General features: G+C 65.0%; 21 protein-coding genes. 17 read left to right on the top strand and 4 right to left on the bottom strand.

What is annotated here, in order from left to right:
• The first annotated feature begins 32 nt into the window (after positions 1 to 32).
• The 11 genes from HV786_RS18690 to HV786_RS18640 all read left to right on the top strand — a co-directional run bounded on the left by HV786_RS18690 (position 33) and on the right by HV786_RS18640 (position 7,670).
• Positions 33 to 593 (top strand): OmpH/Skp family outer membrane protein, encoded by a 561-nt coding sequence (locus HV786_RS18690; RefSeq protein WP_056316777.1) that lies wholly within the window; start codon positions 33 to 35, stop codon positions 591 to 593.
• An 18-nt stretch (positions 594 to 611) separates the two neighbouring features.
• The gene (lpxD, locus tag HV786_RS18685; RefSeq protein WP_056316781.1) at positions 612 to 1,709 is read left to right on the top strand and encodes a UDP-3-O-(3-hydroxymyristoyl)glucosamine N-acyltransferase; all 1,098 of its coding nucleotides are present in this window, start codon (positions 612 to 614) and stop codon (positions 1,707 to 1,709) included.
• 67 nt (positions 1,710 to 1,776) lie between these two features.
• Entirely contained in the window at positions 1,777 to 2,232 is a 456-nt protein-coding gene (gene fabZ, locus HV786_RS18680; protein WP_006385190.1) for a 3-hydroxyacyl-ACP dehydratase FabZ, read from the top strand.
• Positions 2,233 to 3,027, top strand: coding sequence for an acyl-ACP--UDP-N-acetylglucosamine O-acyltransferase (gene lpxA / locus HV786_RS18675; protein WP_128828161.1), 795 nt, complete (start codon positions 2,233 to 2,235; stop codon positions 3,025 to 3,027).
• On the top strand, positions 3,024 to 4,220 hold the full coding sequence (lpxB, locus tag HV786_RS18670) for a lipid-A-disaccharide synthase (RefSeq protein ID WP_128828162.1): 1,197 nt from the start codon (positions 3,024 to 3,026) through the stop codon (positions 4,218 to 4,220). Before lpxA ends, lpxB begins: the two co-directional genes overlap by 4 nt.
• Positions 4,207 to 4,815 carry a ribonuclease HII gene (gene rnhB / locus HV786_RS18665; protein WP_128828163.1) on the top strand — a complete coding sequence of 203 codons (609 nt, stop codon included), beginning with the start codon at positions 4,207 to 4,209 and terminating at the stop codon, positions 4,813 to 4,815. The genes lpxB and rnhB overlap by 14 nt, the downstream gene beginning before the upstream one ends.
• A complete protein-coding gene (locus HV786_RS18660; protein ID WP_128828164.1) occupies positions 4,812 to 5,600 on the top strand; it encodes a TrmH family RNA methyltransferase in 789 nt (262 codons plus the stop codon). Before rnhB ends, HV786_RS18660 begins: the two co-directional genes overlap by 4 nt.
• Before the next feature lie 125 nt (positions 5,601 to 5,725).
• Positions 5,726 to 6,193, top strand: a complete 468-nt coding sequence (locus tag HV786_RS18655) for a DUF2846 domain-containing protein (RefSeq protein ID WP_128828165.1) — start codon at positions 5,726 to 5,728, stop codon at positions 6,191 to 6,193.
• Positions 6,194 to 6,359: 166 nt separating this feature from the next.
• Entirely contained in the window at positions 6,360 to 6,692 is a 333-nt protein-coding gene (locus HV786_RS18650) for a hypothetical protein (protein ID WP_223575383.1), read from the top strand.
• A complete protein-coding gene (locus HV786_RS18645) occupies positions 6,689 to 7,168 on the top strand; it encodes a DUF2846 domain-containing protein (RefSeq protein WP_128828166.1) in 480 nt (159 codons plus the stop codon). The genes HV786_RS18650 and HV786_RS18645 overlap by 4 nt, the downstream gene beginning before the upstream one ends.
• Positions 7,169 to 7,190: 22 nt before the next feature.
• Positions 7,191 to 7,670 carry a DUF2846 domain-containing protein gene (locus tag HV786_RS18640; RefSeq protein WP_128828167.1) on the top strand — a complete coding sequence of 160 codons (480 nt, stop codon included), beginning with the start codon at positions 7,191 to 7,193 and terminating at the stop codon, positions 7,668 to 7,670.
• Between the two features lie 72 nt (positions 7,671 to 7,742).
• Here HV786_RS18640 and ppsR read toward each other — a convergent pair whose 3' ends face one another.
• A complete protein-coding gene (ppsR, locus tag HV786_RS18635; protein ID WP_056316802.1) occupies positions 7,743 to 8,570 on the bottom strand; it encodes a posphoenolpyruvate synthetase regulatory kinase/phosphorylase PpsR in 828 nt (275 codons plus the stop codon).
• Positions 8,571 to 8,784: 214 nt separating this feature from the next.
• Here ppsR and ppsA point away from each other — a divergent pair, with 214 nt between their 5' ends.
• Positions 8,785 to 11,151, top strand: a complete 2,367-nt coding sequence (gene ppsA / locus HV786_RS18630) for a phosphoenolpyruvate synthase (protein ID WP_128828168.1) — start codon at positions 8,785 to 8,787, stop codon at positions 11,149 to 11,151.
• 85 nt (positions 11,152 to 11,236) lie between these two features.
• Here ppsA and HV786_RS18625 read toward each other — a convergent pair whose 3' ends face one another.
• Together HV786_RS18625 and HV786_RS18620 are read right to left on the bottom strand one after the other, a co-directional pair.
• Positions 11,237 to 12,082: a bifunctional transcriptional activator/DNA repair enzyme AdaA gene (locus HV786_RS18625; protein WP_056316807.1), complete on the bottom strand. Its 846-nt coding sequence runs from the start codon at positions 12,080 to 12,082 to the stop codon at positions 11,237 to 11,239.
• A gap of 144 nt (positions 12,083 to 12,226) precedes the next feature.
• Positions 12,227 to 12,967 carry a glutamine amidotransferase gene (locus HV786_RS18620; RefSeq protein ID WP_128828169.1) on the bottom strand — a complete coding sequence of 247 codons (741 nt, stop codon included), beginning with the start codon at positions 12,965 to 12,967 and terminating at the stop codon, positions 12,227 to 12,229.
• Between the two features lie 169 nt (positions 12,968 to 13,136).
• Between HV786_RS18620 and HV786_RS18615 the strand changes: the two genes are divergently transcribed.
• From HV786_RS18615 to HV786_RS18605, 3 genes are all read left to right on the top strand, one after another.
• Complete coding sequence (locus tag HV786_RS18615) at positions 13,137 to 13,568, top strand: NfeD family protein (RefSeq protein ID WP_128828170.1); 432 nt, start codon at positions 13,137 to 13,139, stop codon at positions 13,566 to 13,568.
• A gap of 96 nt (positions 13,569 to 13,664) precedes the next feature.
• Positions 13,665 to 14,591: an SPFH domain-containing protein gene (locus tag HV786_RS18610; protein ID WP_056318680.1), complete on the top strand. Its 927-nt coding sequence runs from the start codon at positions 13,665 to 13,667 to the stop codon at positions 14,589 to 14,591.
• A 25-nt stretch (positions 14,592 to 14,616) separates the two neighbouring features.
• Positions 14,617 to 15,804, top strand: a complete 1,188-nt coding sequence (locus HV786_RS18605; protein ID WP_128828171.1) for a GGDEF domain-containing protein — start codon at positions 14,617 to 14,619, stop codon at positions 15,802 to 15,804.
• A 1-nt stretch (position 15,805) separates the two neighbouring features.
• On the opposite strand, the gene smpB is transcribed toward HV786_RS18605, so the two are convergent.
• Complete coding sequence (gene smpB / locus HV786_RS18600; RefSeq protein ID WP_128828172.1) at positions 15,806 to 16,279, bottom strand: SsrA-binding protein SmpB; 474 nt, start codon at positions 16,277 to 16,279, stop codon at positions 15,806 to 15,808.
• 244 nt (positions 16,280 to 16,523) lie between these two features.
• Here smpB and HV786_RS18595 point away from each other — a divergent pair, with 244 nt between their 5' ends.
• Both HV786_RS18595 and HV786_RS18590 read left to right on the top strand, forming a co-directional pair.
• Entirely contained in the window at positions 16,524 to 16,958 is a 435-nt protein-coding gene (locus tag HV786_RS18595; RefSeq protein WP_056316825.1) for a type II toxin-antitoxin system RatA family toxin, read from the top strand.
• Positions 16,948 to 17,295: an RnfH family protein gene (locus HV786_RS18590; protein ID WP_128828173.1), complete on the top strand. Its 348-nt coding sequence runs from the start codon at positions 16,948 to 16,950 to the stop codon at positions 17,293 to 17,295. The genes HV786_RS18595 and HV786_RS18590 overlap by 11 nt, the downstream gene beginning before the upstream one ends.
• Positions 17,296 to 17,303 lie beyond the last annotated feature (8 nt).

Genomic DNA, 17,303 nt, shown 5'->3' with positions numbered 1-17,303 from the left:
TTGGCTTTGCCTTACTGGAAGGTGAGATTTTCATGATGTCTGATTTCGCACTTAAATCATCGAAGACGCTGGGCGCCAAGCGCCGTGGCAAGCTGGGCGGCTCCATTGCCCTGGTGGGTGCGCTCATTCTCGGTTCGGCTGCCGCGATCCCCGCGCAAGCGCAAGGCACCAAGATCGGTTTCGTCAATACCGAACGCATCCTGCGCGAATCGGGTCCGGCCAAGACTGCCCAAAGCAAGATCGAAGCCGAATTCAAGAAGCGCGACGACGAGCTCCAGCGCCTGAACAACAGCCTGCGCTCGCAAGCCGAGAAGTTCGACAAGGACGCCCCCGTCCTGTCGGAATCCGACCGCGTCAAGCGCCAGCGCGAACTGGCCAACCTGGACACCGACCTGCAGCGCAAGCGCCGCGAGTTCCAGGAAGACTTCAACCGCCGTCGCAACGAAGAATTCTCGGGCATCGTGTCCAAGGCCAATGACGCCATCAAGCGCATTGCCGAACAGGAAAACTACGACCTGATCATCCAGGACGCGGTGACGGTCAACCCGCGCATCGACATCACCGACAAGGTGATCCAGAGCCTGGGCAAGTAAAGCGATACCCGTCTAGTCATGCCGGTTTTACTGGATCTTGCCCGCGCGCCGACACTCGAAGCATTGTTGAGCGCCGCCAATACCCAGGGTATGGACTGGCGTATCAGTGCGGTTCCCGGCGCAGACCCCATGCGGGTCTGCGGCATCGGGACCCTGTCTTCGGCCGGTCCCCAGGAAATCACTTTCCTGTCCAATCCCCGTTACCAAAGCCAGCTTGGCGCAACCGGAGCGGGGGCGGTCATCGTCTCCACCGACGTCGCCGAGGCGCTCGAAGCCCAGGGCAGCGACCGCCCGCCATTCGCGCTGGTCGTCTGCAAGCATCCCTATCTGCTCTACGCGCGCGTCGCGCAGTGGTTCGACACTGCCCGCAGACCCGCCTTGCCCGCTGAAACCCATCCCTCCGCCGTGGTTGCGCCCGACGCGATCATCGAAGAGGGCGTGCGTATTGGCCCGAACTGCGTCGTCGAAGCCGGCGTGCGCATCGGACGGGGCACGGTGCTGGGTCCGGGTTGCGTCATCGGCGCCGGATCGTCCATCGGGCCTGACGGCCGGCTGCATGCCAACGTCACGCTTTATGAAGGCGTCAAGATCGGCGCCCGCGTCATCCTGCACAGCGGTTCGGTGCTGGGGGCCGATGGTTTCGGCTTCGCGCCGGATCCTTCGCTGGGCAAGGGCGCCTGGGGCAAGATCCCGCAGTTCGGCGGCGTTTCGCTGGGCGATGACGTCGAAATCGGCGCCAACACCACCGTCGACCGCGGCGCCCTTGAAGACACCGTCCTGGCGGACGGCGTGAAGCTCGATAACCAGATCATGATCGGCCACAACTGCCGCATCGGCGCACATACCGCGATGGCGGCCTGCGTGGGTGTGGCGGGCTCGACCACCATCGGTGAGCGCTGCACCATCGGCGGCGCCGCGATGCTCTCGGGGCATCTGGTGCTGGGCGACGACGTGCATATCTCGGGCGGCACGGCAGTGACGTCCAACATTTCCAAGCCTGGCCGCTACACCGGGGTCTTCCCGTACGCGGAGCATGGCGAATGGCAGCGCAACGCCGCCGTGATACAACAATTGGCGCAATTGCGCCGCCGCGTGCGCACGCTGGAAAAGGACTAGGGCGCGTTCGCCGCCCTGGCGCGCCCGCGCCGCCACTTTATTTAATTTCGCAGGAACGCATAGAAAAATGGAACTCGACATCAAGGGGATCATGGAGAGGCTGCCGCATCGCTACCCGATGCTGCTGATTGACCGTGTCGTGGAAATGGTGCCTGGCAAGTCGATCGTCGCCATCAAGAACGTCTCGATCAACGAGCCGTTTTTCAACGGTCACTTTCCTCACCATCCGGTGATGCCGGGCGTGCTCATCGTCGAAGCCATGGCCCAGGCCTCGGCGCTGTTCTCGTTCACGGACGAGAACGGCGGCCTCAAGTGCGAAGGCGCCAAGACCGCCTATTACCTGGTCGGCATCGACGGTGCGCGCTTTCGCCGCCCCGTCGTCCCGGGTGACCAGCTGCGCATCGAGGTCGAAGCGGAACGCCTGAGCCGCAGCATCTGTAAGTATCAAGCACGCGCGACGGTCGACGGCCAGGAAGTGGCCTCCGCCAAGCTGATGTGCGCGATTCGCAGCCTGGAAGAGTAAATGGCAGGAAACATCCATCCCACCGCTGTTGTCGATCCGGCGGCAAAAATCGACCCGACCGTGGTCATCGGCCCGTTCGCAGTGGTGGGGCCTGATGTGACCATCGGTGCGGGTACCGAAATCGGCCCGTACTGCATGATCGACGGTGTGACCACCATCGGTCGCGACAACCGCTTCTATCGTTATTGCTCCATCGGCGGCATGCCGCAGGACAAGAAGTACGCGGGCGAGCCGACGCGCCTGACGATCGGCGACCGCAACACGGTGCGCGAATTCGTCACGCTGAATACCGGCACGACGCAGGATGGCGGTGAAACAACGCTGGGCAACGACAACTGGATCATGGCCTATGTTCACGTGGCCCATGACTGCCACATCGGCAGCAACACGATCCTGGCCAATTCGGTGCAGCTTGGCGGCCACGTGCATGTGGGCGACTGGGCCATCATCGGCGGCCTGACCGGCGTGCATCAGTTCTCGCGCGTGGGCGCGCACACCATGACGGGCGGCAACAGCTCCCTCATGCAGGACACCCCGCCTTTTGTGCTGGCGGCCGGCAACCCGTGCCGTCCGGTGGGCATCAACGTCGAAGGCCTGAAACGCCGCGGTTTTTCCGCGGCCTCGATTTCGGTCCTGCGCGAAGCCTACAAGATCATCTACCGCCGGGGCCTGCCCCTGGACGCGGCGCGCGCCGAACTGCGCGAGCGCCAGCAATCCACCCCTGAAGCCGCGGAACATCTGCAGACGCTGCTGGACTTCCTTGACGTCGCCTCCCGCGGCATCATCCGCCCATGAGCACTCGGATCGGCATGGTGGCCGGCGAGCCTTCGGGCGACCTGCTGGCCGGACGCATCATTGCCGGTCTGCAAGCGCGCGACAGCGGCGTGCGCTGCGAGGGCATCGGCGGACCGCAGATGCAGGCGCGAGACTTCGACGCCTGGCATCCGATGCACGCGCTGACCGTGTTTGGCTATGTGGACGCGCTCAAGCGCCTGCCCAGCCTGCTGGCCACCTACCGCGACGTCAAGCGCCGCTGGCTCGCCGAGCCGCCGTCCGTCTTCGTGGGCATCGACGCACCCGACTTCAATCTGCGGCTGGAGCACCAGCTTCGCCAGGCGGGCACGCCGACGGTGCATTTCGTCGGCCCCTCGATCTGGGCCTGGCGCTACGAGCGTATTCACAAGATCCGTGAATCGGTCTCGCATATGTTGGTGCTGTTTCCGTTCGAGGAAGAGATCTACCGCAAGGAACGCATACCGGTGACGTACGTGGGCCATCCGCTGGCCGGCGCCGTGCCGATGCAGCCGGACCGCGCGGCGGCCCGCGAGCGCCTGGGCATCGATCAAGACGCCCGTGTGCTGGCGATCCTGCCCGGCAGCCGGTCTTCCGAGATCCGTCTGCTCGCGCCGCGCTTTCTGCAGGCGGCCCAGCAACTGCTGAAGAAGGATCCGGCCCTGCAGTGCATCGTGCCCATGGTCAATGACCAGCGGCGGGCCGAATTCCTGGAAATCCTGGCCCAGTACCCGGTGCCCGATCTGCGCTGCGTCACCGCGCACGACCTGCACGGCGAGGGCGGCGACCGCAAGGCGCCGGTGGCCTGGTCCGTCATGGAAGCCGCCACGGCCGTCCTGGTCGCCAGCGGCACCGCCACGCTGGAGACGGCGCTGTTCAAACGGCCCATGGTCATCTCCTACGTCCTGTCGCCCTGGATGCGGCGGATCATGGCGTGGAAGTCCGGTCAGCAGCGCCCGTACCTGCCCTGGGTGGGCCTGCCCAACGTGCTGCTTCGCGACTTCGTCGTTCCCGAGCTTTTGCAGGACGACGCGACGCCCGATAAACTGGCCGAAGCGACCTGGCAGGCGTTGACCGACGACGCCCTGATCGCCCGCGTGGAGGCCCGTTTCACCGCCATGCACCAAGACTTGTTGCGCGATACGCCGGCGCTGGCCGCGCAGGCGATCCTGGAGGTGGCCGATGGAGCAGCCTGAGCTTTTCGTGGCGCCGGAGCAGCCCGCGCTGCTGACCGCCGGCGTCGACGAGGCGGGCCGTGGCCCGCTTGCCGGCGAGGTCTACGCGGCGGCGGTCATTCTGGATCCGTCACGCTTCATTGACGGCCTGGCCGACTCCAAGGTCCTCACCGCCGTGCGCCGCGAGGAACTGGCGCTGCAGATCAAGGAACAGGCGCTTGCCTGGTGCATCGCCAGCGCCACGGTCGCGGAAATCGACAGCCTGAACATCCTGCGCGCCACCATGCTGGCGATGCAGCGCGCGGTGCAAGGCCTGACCACCGTGCCGCAACTGGCGCTGGTCGACGGCAATCAGGCGCCCAAACTGCGCTGCACCGTGCAGACCGTCATCAAGGGCGATGCGCTGGTGCCGGCAATTTCGGCCGCCTCCATCCTTGCCAAGACCGCCCGCGACGCCGATCTGCTTCGCCTGCACGCCCTGTATCCGCAATACGCGTTCGACCAGCACAAGGGCTACGGCACGGCGCTGCATCTGCAACGGCTGCGCGAGCACGGTCCGTGCGCTGAACACCGGCGCAGCTTCGCGCCCATCAAGGCCTTCGGCCTGGTTTCATGAAGCACATCAGTTCCCGGGACAACCCGGCGGTCAAGGCGCTGGTCAAGTTGGCCGGCACCGCGGGCAAGCGTGGCGCCCAGGTGCTGCTCGATGGCGTGCACCTTTGCCAGGCATGGTTGCAGCACCACGGCGCGCCGGACAGGGCGATTTTCGACGTGGACCGCCTTTCCCAGCCGGACATCGCGGCGCTCGCCGCGGCCGTGCCGGACAACGTCAGCCTCGCGCTGGACGCGCGCCTGATGCACGCCGTGGCCGCCGTCGAAAGCGGGCAGGGCGTCGCCTTCCTGGTCACGCCGCCGGTGCCCGCGCTGCCTGAACAGGTGGATGAAACCTGCGTGCTGTTCGACCGCATCCAGGACCCTGGCAATGTGGGCACTTTGCTGCGCACGTGCGCCGCGGCCGGCATCAAGCGGGTGTTTCTTGCCACGGGCTCGGCGGCGGCCTGGTCTCCCAAAGTGCTTCGCAGCGGCCAGGGCGCGCATTTTGCCCTGGATATCCACGAGCATGTCGATCTCCAGGCCTTGCTGCCGCGCTTGCGTTTGCCGCTGGTGGCGACGGCGTTGGACGGCTCGCGCGACCTTTATGCGGACCGCCTGCCTGAGCGGTGCGCGTGGGTGTTCGGGCATGAGGGCCAGGGTGTGGCGCCCGCGCTGCTGGCCGCTGCCAGCCTGAAGGTGCGCATTGACCACGACGCCGCCGCCGTCGAGTCGCTGAATGTCGGCGCCGCCGCAGCGATCTGCCTGTTCGAGCAGCGCCGCCAGGCGAGCCTGCGCCATCCCGCCTGAGCCGGCGCGGGATCCCCCCGTTTTTCCACCGATTGATGGGCGAATCTGCCCCCTATACTGCGGCGCTTGTGCAACGTGGGCGGCGCACTGACGCGGCCCGCATTTCGAGCCCGGGGAGGGGACACGTGAAACACTGGATCAAACTGAGCCTGGCCGCGCTGGGCGCCGCAACCGTGCTGGCGGGCTGCGCGGGCCCCCGGTATGGCGACGTGGCGGCCAAGATCTCCGCGCTGGAGCCAGGCGAAGGGCGGATCTATTTCTACCAGCCCAAGACGTCCAACGGCGACAAGGTGCCGCATCCAGCCATCCTGGTCGACAACGCCCGCGTCGGCAAATCCAAGGCAGGCCACTTCTTTTTCGTGGACCGGTCGGCCGGGACGCTCGAAGTGATCACGGCAACGGACCGCAAGGAACGCAAGGACCCGCTGGTCGTGCCGCTAGCGGCAGGGCAGACGCAATACGTCCGGGTGGACGTCGCGGGAGGCAAGCAGGTGCTGCGCCTGGAGCAGTCGCCCGACGCCGCGCAGCAAGCGCTGGCCGACTTGCGATATTGGGGCGCGGGCCGCCGCGAGCGCGAGCCGCTGCGCTATTGAGCGCAGATACGTTTTGTAGATTTCTGATGCACCCCTATACTTACGCACTTCATTTGTCGCCGGGGTATCCATGGTGTCGTCGGTAGTTCCAACAATCGCGGGCGCGGCCCGCCTGAGCAAGTTTGCCGTGTTGGCCGTCGCGGGCATGCTTTCCTTAAGCGCGTGCATGTCCGTGTCGACACAGCGGGCGAACCTGGTGCCCGTGGCGCCGGCGGACCCGGTCAACGTGATCCAGCTGTCGCGCTTGGTCACCGCCCAGCTTCCCAATGACAGCATCGCGAATCTGCCGGCGGCGTCGCAATGGCAGCGCGTGGGCGCCTTGCCGCAAGGCGACGTCTACCGGTCGCTTGGCGGCCTGTTCACAGTCCAGACGCGGCGCCAGGGAGAGGCCTATCTCGTGGCGTCCTCGGGAAAGCTCGTTGGCTTTTACCTGCCTGGTGAAATGGCCTATCTGCCATTGAACCGTCCTGTGACCCTGCCTGTGGAAAAGCGTCAATGAAGATCTGGCTGAAATTGGCGGCGACGGCCGCGACGGTGGTTGCGCTGGCCGGGTGCGCTGGACCGCAGTACCAATCCTTGCAGGGGCGCATGCCGCCAATCGCGCAAGGCGACGGGCGCATCTACTTCTACCAGCCGCAGGCGCAGGCGTCGGCCGCCGCGGTGGCGCAGCAAAAGCTGCGCGTGAACGGCGATGTCGTAGGGCGCAACAAGCCGGGCAGCTTCTTTTTCGTGGACCGCCCGGCAGGCAGTTATGTCGTGACCAACCTGTATTGGACGGGCGACGGCGTGAGTTTCAAGCTTGATCCCGGTCAGACGCGCTATGTGCGCATCAAGGCCGAATCGCTGGGCAGCACGGGCACGGTGGGCAAGCTCTCCATGGAAATGGTCGATCCGCCCGAAGTCGCTGAAACCGAGCTCCTGAAGATGCGCTATTGGGGCGCGGCTTCGCCCGAGCAGGTTCCTGGCTTGCGTTAGACCCAAACCTGAAGAGAAATCCATGCAGAGCAGTTTGAAGTTGATGGCCGCCGCCGCGCTGGGCGCCGCCTTGTTGGCCGGTTGCGGCGGTCCCCGCTACAAGGACGTGGCGGGCACCATTCCCGTCATGGTCCCGGATACGGGCCGCATCTATTTCTACCAGCCGCCGGCGCCGATTGGCGTGGTGTCGAATCAACCGTATCTGCGCGTCAATGGCGTGAAGGTCGGCCGGTCCAAGCCGGGCAGCTTCTTCTACGTGAACCGTCCGGCGGGCAAGTACGAGATCGATACGCTGCGCGATGGCGAGACCCTGACGTTCGACCTGGCGCCGGGCCAGACGCGGTACGTGCGCCTGAGCATCGAGGGCGCAACCGGAAATGCCGCCAGCGTGGGGCGGCAGGACATGCGGCTGGAGGAATCCGAAAAGATTGCCCAAGAGGAGATGTCGCCGCTGAAGTACTGGGGCGCGGGATCGCGTGAGCGCGTCAAGCTGCGTCCCTGAATATTCACAGTGAACATTCGCCGGCTGAAACCGCCGGCCAATCAAGGGCGCGCCTGAACGCGCCCTTTTTCTTTATCCGCGATCCAGTCCGACTTCCTGCAAGACGGTGGTCGCGATCTCTTCGATCGATTTCGTCGTGCTGGACAGCCACGAAATGCCTTCGCGGCGCATCATGCGTTCGGCTTCCGCCACTTCGTAGCGGCATTGCTCAAGTTGCGCGTAGCGGCTGTTGGGGCGGCGCTCGTTGCGCACTTCGGCCAGGCGCTCGGGCTGGATCGACAGGCCGAACAGCTTGCCCCGGTGCGGCGCAATGGTCGAGGGCAGGGTGCCGCGTTCGAAATCGTCGGGCGTGAGCGGGAAATTCGCGGCCTTGATGGCGTACTGCATGGCCAGGTACAGACTGGTGGGCGTCTTGCCGCAGCGCGAGACCCCGACGAGGATCACGTCGGCCTGATCGAGCTGGTTCACGAACTGGCCGTCGTCGTGCGCCAGGCTGAAGTTGATGGCGTCGATTCGGTTCCGGTACTTTTCCGAGTTGGCCTGCATGTGCGAGCGGCCGATGGAGTGGCTGGATTTGAGACCCAGCGCCTGTTCGATGTGGCTGACGAACGTGCCGAACAGATCCAGGAAGATGCCGTTCGCCTGGCGAACACGTGCCAGGATCTCGGGGTTGACCAGGGTGCTGAAAACGATGGGCGGCACGCCCGCGTCCTGGGCGCTGCGATCGATCCGCATGGCGACTTCCGCGGCCTTTTCAAGCGTGTCCACGAAAGGCAGGCGGATGGGCTTGAAATTGACCTCCTCGAACTGCGAAAGTACTGACTGGCTGAAGGTTTCTGCGGTGATGCCGGTACTGTCGGAAACGATGTATACCGTGCGTACGATAGGGGTAGATGTCATGTGTAAAAAATTCCAACCAGGCAGATGGCCGGACGTACTCCACCGAGTACAATCAGGCCCCTATAAGTCACCCCAAGGGCGGTCCAAGGCCAGTTTGGTCAGCGTCTGAAAGCGTGTCTGCACAAGCCGGAAAAAGCGTTTCTCCGGCAGCCAAAACAGCGCATTTCATCCATTGACCAAACTCGCTTTCATTCCATTGTAAAAGGTGACTTCAATGTCGTATGTTGTTTTGTTCGAGCAGCTCCGCATGACGGACGTGGACTCGGTAGGAGGCAAGAACGCATCTCTTGGCGAAATGATCAGCCAGCTGTCTGGCGCGGGTGTCCGCGTGCCGGGCGGCTTTGCCACGACCGCGGATGCCTTCCGCGATTTCCTGAAGGCTTCGGGCCTGGACAAGCGGATCGCTGAACGCCTGACCACGCTGAATCCCGAAGACGTGCGTGAACTGGCCACCGCCGGTGCGCAGATCCGCCAATGGATCGTCGAGGCGCCGTTCTCGCCGGAATTCGAATCGCAGATCCGCGAAGCCTTCGCCAAGCTCGATGCCGATGGCAAGGGCTCGTTCGCCGTGCGCTCGTCCGCCACGGCCGAAGACCTTCCCGACGCCTCGTTCGCCGGCCAGCAGGAAACCTTCCTGAACGTGGTGGGCATCGACGACGTGCTGGACAAGATCCGCCACGTGTTCGCGTCGCTGTACAACGACCGCGCCATTTCCTATCGCGTGCACAAGGGCTACGCCCATGCCGACGTCGCCTTGTCGGCCGGCATCCAGCGCATGGTGCGTTCCGACAAGGGCAGCGCCGGCGTCATGTTCACCATCGACACCGAATCGGGCTTCCAGGATGTGGTGTTCATCACCTCGTCCTACGGCTTGGGCGAAACCGTCGTGCAGGGCGCCGTCAACCCTGACGAGTTCTACGTCTTCAAGCCCACGCTGGAGCAAGGCCACTATCCCATCGTCGGCCGCCGCATCGGCTCCAAGCTCATCAAGATGGAATTCGATCCCGAGCGCCCCGAAGGCCGTGCCGTGCGCACGGTGGACGTGCCCGTGTCCGAGCGCAACCGCTACTCGCTGACCGACGACGAGGTCAACGAACTGGCCCGCTACGCCGTCATCATCGAAAAGCACTACCAGCGTCCTATGGACATCGAGTGGGGCCGCGACGGCGTGGACGGCAAGATCTACATCCTGCAGGCGCGCCCCGAAACGGTGAAGTCGCAGCAGGGCGCCAATGACGTGCAACAGCGCTACCGCCTGAAGGCGACCGGCCAGGTGCTGATCACCGGCCGTGCCATCGGCCAGAAGATCGGTTCGGGCCCGGTGCGCGTCGTGGGCGACATCTCCGACATGGACAAGGTCCAGCCGGGCGACGTGCTGGTCACCGACATGACGGATCCCAACTGGGAACCCGTGATGAAGCGCGCCTCGGCCATCGTGACGAACCGCGGCGGCCGTACGTGCCACGCCGCGATCATCGCGCGTGAACTGGGCATTCCGGCGGTGGTGGGCTGCGGCAACGCGACCGATCTGCTCAAGGAAGGCCAGGCCGTGACCGTGTCCTGCGCCGAAGGCGACGAAGGCCGCATCTATGACGGCCTGATCGAGACCGAAGTCGAGGAAGTGCGCCGTGGCGACATGCCCGCCATCGATCTGAAGATCATGATGAACGTGGGCAACCCGCAACTGGCGTTCGACTTCGCCCAGATCCCGAACGGCGGCGTCGGCCTGGCTCGCCTGGAATTCATCATCAACAACAACATCGGCATCCACCCGAAGGCAGTCCTGGACTACCCGAACGTGGACGGCGAGCTGAAGAAGGCCGTGGAATCGGCCGCTCGCGGCCATGCCAGCCCGCGCGCCTTCTTCGTCGAGAAGATGGCCGAAGGCGTGGCAACGATTGCCGCCGCTTTCTACCCCAAGCCGGTCATCGTGCGCATGTCGGACTTCAAGTCCAACGAGTACCGCAAGCTGGTGGGCGGCTCGCGCTACGAGCCCGAGGAAGAGAACCCCATGTTGGGCTTCCGCGGCGCGTCGCGCTACATCGCCGAAGACTTCGCCGAGTGCTTCCGCATGGAATGCGAAGCCCTCAAGAAGGTGCGCGATGAAATGGGCCTGACGAACGTCGAGATCATGGTGCCGTTCGTGCGCACGCTGGGTCAGGCCGAGAAGGTCGTGAACCTGCTCGCCAAGCACGGCCTGGCGCGCGGCGAAAACGGCCTGAAGCTGATCATGATGTGCGAAGTGCCGTCCAACGCCATCCTGGCCGACGAGTTCCTGCAGTACTTCGACGGCTTCTCCATCGGCTCGAACGACATGACCCAGCTCACGCTGGGCCTGGACCGCGATTCGGGCATGGAGCTTTTGGCCGCCGACTTCGACGAGCGCGACGAAGCCGTCAAGTTCATGCTGCGCCGTGCGATCAAGGCTTGCCTGGCTGCCAACAAGTACGTCGGCATCTGCGGCCAAGGCCCCAGCGACCACCCGGACTTCGCGCAGTGGCTGAAGGACGAAGGCATCCTGTCGATGTCGCTGAATCCGGACACCGTTGTCGATACGTGGCAGCGCCTGGCCAAGAACTGATCGGCCGGTTGAAACGAAAAACCCCGCGTCTTTTGGGACGCGGGGTTTTTTTTATTCGCTCGTGTCTTATTCGACCCGTGCCGGCTCAGGCAGCCTTGGCTTCCCGGGCGATGAGTTCGCGCTTGCGGTCGATGCCCCAACGGTAGCCAGCCAGCGAGCCGTCGGTGCGCACCACGCGATGGCAGGGAATGGCCAGCGCGATGTTGTTGGTGGCGCAGGCGCGGGCGACGGCGCGCACGGCGGTGGGCGCGCCGATGCGCTCGGCCACCTGTGCGTAGGTGGCGGTTTCGCCCAGCGGGATCTCGCAAAGCGCCTCCCAGACCTTGCGCTGGAACGCCGTGCCCCGTACGTCCAGCGGCAGGTCCAGGCCGCGCGCCGGATCTTCGACAAAGCCGACCACGTCCGCAACCCAGCTTTCGAACTGGGGATCGGCGCCGATCAGCCTGGCGGCGCGAAAGCGGTCCTGCAAGTTCTTGACCAGCCGGTCAGGGTCCTCGTCCAGCGCGATTTCGCAGATGCCGGTGCTGCTTGCCGCCACCAGCAGCGCGCCCAATGCGCATTGCGCGACCGCGAACCGGATATCCACGCCTTCGCCGTTCTTGCGGAACGCGGTGGGCGTCATGCCCAGGATGGCGGGGGCGGCCTCGTAGAAGCGTCCGCTGGAATTGAAGCCGGCGTCGTACATGGCGTCGGTGACGCTGGCGCTTTCTTCCAGGCGCTGGCGCGCGCGGCTGGCCCGCAGGGCGTTGGCGTAGGCCTTGGGCGTGATGCCCGTGGCGGCCTTGAAAACGCGGTGGAAATGGAAGCGGCTCATGCCGGCCTGCTCGGCCAGCGTCGACAGATCGGGCGGCTGCTCGGCTTCCAGGGCGCGGCAGGCGCGCTCGACGGCGGCGGCGTGCTGTTTGCTCAGGGGGACGGCGGCGGGGCTCATAAGGGACTCCTGACTGGCGCGTGTTGGCGTAACGCTTGACGCTATCGTCTCAAGACTGGCCGGGCCCGGCACTCCGCTTGTTGCGGCGGAGCCATTGGTGTCCCCCGTGGCGTCCCGGCAAGGCCAGCGGGACGCCTGAGGACATCAGGCGCCGGGTGCGTAGGTCTCCAGGAAGCGCCGCAGCAGGCCTGCCGCCACGGGCGTCGCGCGCACGTTGGCCGACAGATCGGGCATGTCGAGGTTTTCGGCGGCGTAGCGGCGGCCATAACGCTCGAGATGAGCCAGGATGAAATCCGGCCCGAACTCGGGGTGAAACTGGGTGGAAAAGACGTTGCGGCCGATGCGGATCATCTGGTGGTCGTCCAGATCCGATCGCGCCAGCACTGCCGCGCCCGGGGGCGGTTGCAGCACGGTCTGCGCATGCAGCATCTGCGCAGGGAAGGTGGACGGCACGCCGGCCATGAGTTGATCGCCGGAGGCGGTCGGCAGCAATTCCACGGTCTGGGTGCCTACTTCCCGGCCCGAAGGGTTGTAGCCGACTTTGCCGCCCAGCGCGTGCGCCAGCAACTGGTGCCCGTAGCAGACGCCGAACATCGGCAGACCGGCGTCGACGGCCTCGCGCAGCCAGGCGGCGGTGTCTTCGCTCCAGGGTTCCTTGTCGGACACCATCGCGGGGGAACCGGTGATCAGGGCGGCGCGGTAGCAGGAGGGCGCCTGCGGGCGCTGGCCCTCGTATACCGCGACGATCTCGACGTTGCTGGCGGCCAGGCCGGCCGCCGTCATGATTTGTTCGGCATAGCCGCCGAACTGGCTTTTGAGCGTATCGTCCGGATCGCCGGTATGCAGGATCAGGACGGGAAGAGCAGAAGGAGTTGCGGCGGTCATAAATGCATATAGGTGGATGAGGGCGGCGCGTTGGTCCCGCGACTTGGCGCGCCAGCGCACATAGTAATCCAGCGAAAATGTTCCCGTCGGCGCACTGCGGCTCCCGCTCCGTCCCGGAAATACGTACAATCCGCTCAGATACTCATCCTTACAGACGATTCTCAATACTATGTGGATTTGGCTGGGATTGGCCGCGCTGGCGCTCATCGGAGAGCTGGCGACAGGAACCTTCTATTTGCTGCTGGTCGCCTTGGGTCTGGCCGCCGGCGGCATTGCGGCCTGGCTGAACGCGGGCCTGCAATGGGAGCTGGTGGCTTGCGGCGTCGTGCTGCTGCTGGGGCTATTGGTGCTGCGCAAGACCCGGGTGCTGAAAAAGCGTGAGGTCAATTCCGCCCGCAACGCCGACGTCAACCTGGACATCGGCCAGACCGTCGTCGTGGAGGCGTGGTCCGACAGCGGGGCGGCGCGCGTCTGGTACCGGGGCGCGCATTGGCAGGCTGAGCTGGCCAAGGGACATGCCGCCCATCCCGGCGAACACATCATTACCGAATTGCGCGGCTCGATCCTCGTGCTGACTCCCAAGCGCAGCAGATCGGCATAGCAGAACGCACCCGCGCAGCGCCGCGGGCAATCGCCGGAACCCCGGCCAGCATGGCGGGGCAGGCCGGCGCATCCATCCGAAAAGAGGCTTCACATCATGATCGATACTTCAACCGTCGTGCTGCTTGTCATCGTTGCGCTGGCGATCCTTATCGTCGTCAAGGCGATCGCCATCGTGCCGCAGCAGCATGCCTGGGTGGTCGAGCGGCTGGGCAAGTTCGACCGCGTCCTGTCGCCGGGCGCCGGGTTCGTGATTCCGTTCATCGAACGGGTGGCCTACAAGCATTCCTTGAAGGAAATCCCCCTGGATGTGCCCAGCCAGGTCTGCATCACGCGCGACAACACCCAGCTGCAGGTCGACGGCGTGCTTTATTTCCAGGTCACGGACCCGATGCGCGCCTCGTACGGTTCGTCCAACTACATTTCGGCGATCACGCAGCTTGCCCAGACCACCTTGCGTTCGGTCATCGGCAAGATGGAACTGGACCGTACCTTTGAAGAGCGCGACTCCATCAACAGCAACATCGTCTCGTCGCTGGACGAGGCGGCGCTGAACTGGGGCGTGAAGGTGCTGCGCTATGAAATCAAGGATCTGACGCCGCCCAACGAGATCCTGCGTTCGATGCAGGCCCAGATCACGGCGGAACGCGAAAAGCGCGCGCTGATCGCCGCCTCCGAGGGCCGCCGCCAGGAGCAGATCAATATCGCCACCGGCGAACGCGAAGCGGCGATCGCGCGATCCGAAGGCGAGAAGCAGGCGCAGATCAACCAGGCGCAGGGCGAGGCGGCCGCGGTGCTGGCGATTGCCGAAGCCACCGCCAAGGCCATCACGCAGGTTGCCGATGCGGTTCGCCAGCCGGGCGGCATGGAAGCGGTCAACCTGAAGGTTGCCGAGCGCTACGTCGAGGCGTTCGGCAACGTGGCCAAGGAAGGCAACACGCTGATCCTGCCGGCCAATCTGTCCGACGTGGGCGGGATGATCGCCTCCGCCATGACCATCGTGAAGTCCACGCGCAACACCTGATACCGCGCCTCGCGGCGCGCCGCCCATGATCGCTCCCGTTAATTTGCTTCTGATAGCAGCGCTGGCGGGAGTGCTTTCGCTGTGCGTGCTGGGATCCCTGGCGCGCAGCGGCATGGCCGGCATCCGCGAGACCATACGCGCCAACCTGCTCACGCTGTTGGCGTTTTCTACATTTGCGCTGCAGAACACCGAGGCGCCGCTCTGGGCGTCCATCCTGGTGCCGAACGCAGCGATCGCGCTGGCCCTTTGTGCGTATTACGCGGGCGTGCGCCGGTTGCTCGGTCTTGCGGTGCCCCGGCATCTCATGACCCTGGGCTGCCTGGCGGCGCTGTCGGTCGTGGCCACCTACACCTACGTGGACTGGCAGGTGAGTCCGCGCATCGTCGCGATGTCGTTGCTGCAAATGGGCTTCATGCTCGCCGTGGCCATCGTCGTCCAGCGCAACATGCCCAAGCATCGCTCGCGCTACGCCTACCGTTTCGTGTGGGCGGTGACGCTGATCTCCGCCGTGGTTTGCGCGCTTCGCGCCGGGGTCTACCTGGCGGGGCTGGACACGGTGTCCGCCTTTCTTGAACCCACGCTGTGGGGCGTTGCGTTCCTGACGTTGGGCGTGTTGATCATGCCGTGCCTGACGCTGGGAACCATCATGATCATCCACGACCGCATGCTGGCCGACCGCGAACAAGAGGCCAACACCGACTTCCTGACGGGTCTGATGTCTCGCAAGGCGTGGTGGCTGCAGGCCGAACGGTATTGCGCCCAGGCCCTGCGCATGCGCCGTCCGCTGACCTTGCTGCTTTTGGACATCGACCATTTCAAGCGCATCAACGACACGCATGGCCATGCGGCCGGCGATGCGGTGCTGCGCCATTTCGGCTTGCTGGCGACCGCGACACTACGAACCGGCGATCACGTGGGACGGGTGGGGGGCGAGGAATTCTGCGTGCTGTTTGCGGACATGCGCAGCGACGCGGTGCTGGAGGTGGCCGAGCGGCTGCTGGATTCGGTGCGGCGCACGCCTTGCGCGCACGGGGGCAGCACGATTTCGTATACGTTCAGCGCGGGCGTCGAGGACTGGATTCCGGGCGAAAACCTGCAGGTGCTGTTCGAACGGGCCGACCGCAAACTCTATGCGGCCAAATCGGCGGGGCGCAACCGCGTGGTGGGACCCGGCCACGAGGCCGAGCGCCCGGCGCTGCCGGTGGCCGCCTGAATCAGTCGTCCTTGTCGCGGCGCGGTGCGCGGGTGTCGTGCTTCATGATGCGTTCCTTTTCGCGCGCCCAGTCCTTCTCGCGCGCGGTGTCGCGCTTGTCGAACAGCTTCTTGCCGCGGCCCAGCGCGAAATCCAGCTTGATGCGGCCGTTCTTGTAGTGCAGGTTCAGCGGCACGAGCGTATAGCCGCGCTGCTCGACCTTGCCGATGAGCTTGCTGATTTCCTCGGCCTTGAGCAGCAGCTTGCGCGTGCGCATCGCGTCGGGGTGGATGTGCGTGGAGGCCGTGGGCAGGGGGCTGACGTGCATGCCGAGCAGGAACAGTTCGCCATCGCGCACGATGACGTAGCTTTCCTTGAGCTGCACGCGGCCGTCGCGGATCGCCTTGACTTCCCAGCCTTGCAGGACAAGGCCGGCTTCATAGCGGTCTTCGATGAAATAGTCGTGCGTGGCCTTGCGATTGTCGATAATGCTCATAAAGCCTTCTTGCTGGGGGATTCTGCGAATCCGGCGGATTGCGGGTTGTTGCGGGCGGCGATTGCTCGGTATCCTGGCGGCTGTCTTTTGCCGCTGCTTTGTTCACTGCTTTGTTTACTGCGCTGGCCGCTGCACTACTTTGGCCGCAGTTTTGTTCACTGTTTTGGCCTCTGTTTCGGCCCATTCAAGCCCACAAAGCGCTGTGCCGGTAAAATCTTGCCATTCTAGCCATTTGCGATAGTCGATGCACAAAGTACAACGATCCGTCCTGGTGCCTTACAGCGCCGCCCAGATGTTCGACCTGGTTGCCGACGTGGAGAAGTACCCCGAGTTCATGCCGTGGTGTGGCGGCGCCGAGGTGCAGACCCGCGACGAACACGGCATGCAGGCTTCCATCCTGATTTCCTTCGCGGGGATGAAGCAGCGCTTCACCACCCGCAATACCCACGTCTACCCCGAACGGATCGACCTGGAGCTGGTGGATGGGCCGTTCTCCAGCCTGGTTGGTCATTGGGTGTTCCAGCCGCTGGCCGAAGACGCGTGCAAGGTCCTGTTCACCATGGAGTACGCGTTCTCGAACCGGCCGCTTGAAATGGTCGTGGGTCCGGTCTTCAACCGCATTGCGACCAGCTTCATCGATTCCTTCACCAAGCGCGCGCAGGCCAAGTATGGCGAATGAGGGGTCCGCGGGCGGGCAGATCGGCGTCATCGTCTGCTACGCCTTGCCCGGCCACGCCTGGCAGCGCGACGTGCGCTTGCCGGACGGCGCGACCGTCGAGGACGCGTTGGCGGCCAGCGGTTTTGCACAGGCATTTCCTGTCGTCAAGCCGTGGGAAGCGGGCGTGGGCATCTTCGGCCGCGCCACCGAACCCCACGCGCGCCTGGCCGACGGAGACCGCGTGGAAATCTATCGCGGCCTGACCTTCGACCCGAAGGAGTCGCGCCGCCGCCGCGCCGAGCATCGGCGGGCCAAGACGGCCCGCAACGGGCGCATCCGGCCGGCAGGGCTGCTGTAACGGCGAAC

The sequence above is a fragment of the Achromobacter mucicolens genome (assembly GCF_902859725.1).
GTDB lineage: Bacteria > Pseudomonadota > Gammaproteobacteria > Burkholderiales > Burkholderiaceae_B > Achromobacter > Achromobacter mucicolens.
This window is presented reverse-complemented; position numbering and strand designations above follow the sequence as displayed.

Coding starts and splice junctions, on each gene's coding strand:
- HV786_RS18690 (WP_056316777.1), top strand. CDS start 33: ATGATGTCTGATTTCGCACTTAAATCATCGAAGACGCTGGGCGCCAAG.
- lpxD (WP_056316781.1), top strand. CDS start 612: ATGCCGGTTTTACTGGATCTTGCCCGCGCGCCGACACTCGAAGCATTG.
- fabZ (WP_006385190.1), top strand. CDS start 1,777: ATGGAACTCGACATCAAGGGGATCATGGAGAGGCTGCCGCATCGCTAC.
- lpxA (WP_128828161.1), top strand. CDS start 2,233: ATGGCAGGAAACATCCATCCCACCGCTGTTGTCGATCCGGCGGCAAAA.
- lpxB (WP_128828162.1), top strand. CDS start 3,024: ATGAGCACTCGGATCGGCATGGTGGCCGGCGAGCCTTCGGGCGACCTG.
- rnhB (WP_128828163.1), top strand. CDS start 4,207: ATGGAGCAGCCTGAGCTTTTCGTGGCGCCGGAGCAGCCCGCGCTGCTG.
- HV786_RS18660 (WP_128828164.1), top strand. CDS start 4,812: ATGAAGCACATCAGTTCCCGGGACAACCCGGCGGTCAAGGCGCTGGTC.
- HV786_RS18650 (WP_223575383.1), top strand. CDS start 6,360: ATGTCCGTGTCGACACAGCGGGCGAACCTGGTGCCCGTGGCGCCGGCG.
- HV786_RS18645 (WP_128828166.1), top strand. CDS start 6,689: ATGAAGATCTGGCTGAAATTGGCGGCGACGGCCGCGACGGTGGTTGCG.
- HV786_RS18640 (WP_128828167.1), top strand. CDS start 7,191: ATGCAGAGCAGTTTGAAGTTGATGGCCGCCGCCGCGCTGGGCGCCGCC.
- ppsR (WP_056316802.1), bottom strand. CDS start 8,570: ATGACATCTACCCCTATCGTACGCACGGTATACATCGTTTCCGACAGT.
- ppsA (WP_128828168.1), top strand. CDS start 8,785: ATGTCGTATGTTGTTTTGTTCGAGCAGCTCCGCATGACGGACGTGGAC.
- HV786_RS18625 (WP_056316807.1), bottom strand. CDS start 12,082: ATGAGCCCCGCCGCCGTCCCCCTGAGCAAACAGCACGCCGCCGCCGTC.
- HV786_RS18620 (WP_128828169.1), bottom strand. CDS start 12,967: ATGACCGCCGCAACTCCTTCTGCTCTTCCCGTCCTGATCCTGCATACC.
- HV786_RS18615 (WP_128828170.1), top strand. CDS start 13,137: ATGTGGATTTGGCTGGGATTGGCCGCGCTGGCGCTCATCGGAGAGCTG.
- HV786_RS18610 (WP_056318680.1), top strand. CDS start 13,665: ATGATCGATACTTCAACCGTCGTGCTGCTTGTCATCGTTGCGCTGGCG.
- HV786_RS18605 (WP_128828171.1), top strand. CDS start 14,617: ATGATCGCTCCCGTTAATTTGCTTCTGATAGCAGCGCTGGCGGGAGTG.
- smpB (WP_128828172.1), bottom strand. CDS start 16,279: ATGAGCATTATCGACAATCGCAAGGCCACGCACGACTATTTCATCGAA.
- HV786_RS18595 (WP_056316825.1), top strand. CDS start 16,524: ATGCACAAAGTACAACGATCCGTCCTGGTGCCTTACAGCGCCGCCCAG.
- HV786_RS18590 (WP_128828173.1), top strand. CDS start 16,948: ATGGCGAATGAGGGGTCCGCGGGCGGGCAGATCGGCGTCATCGTCTGC.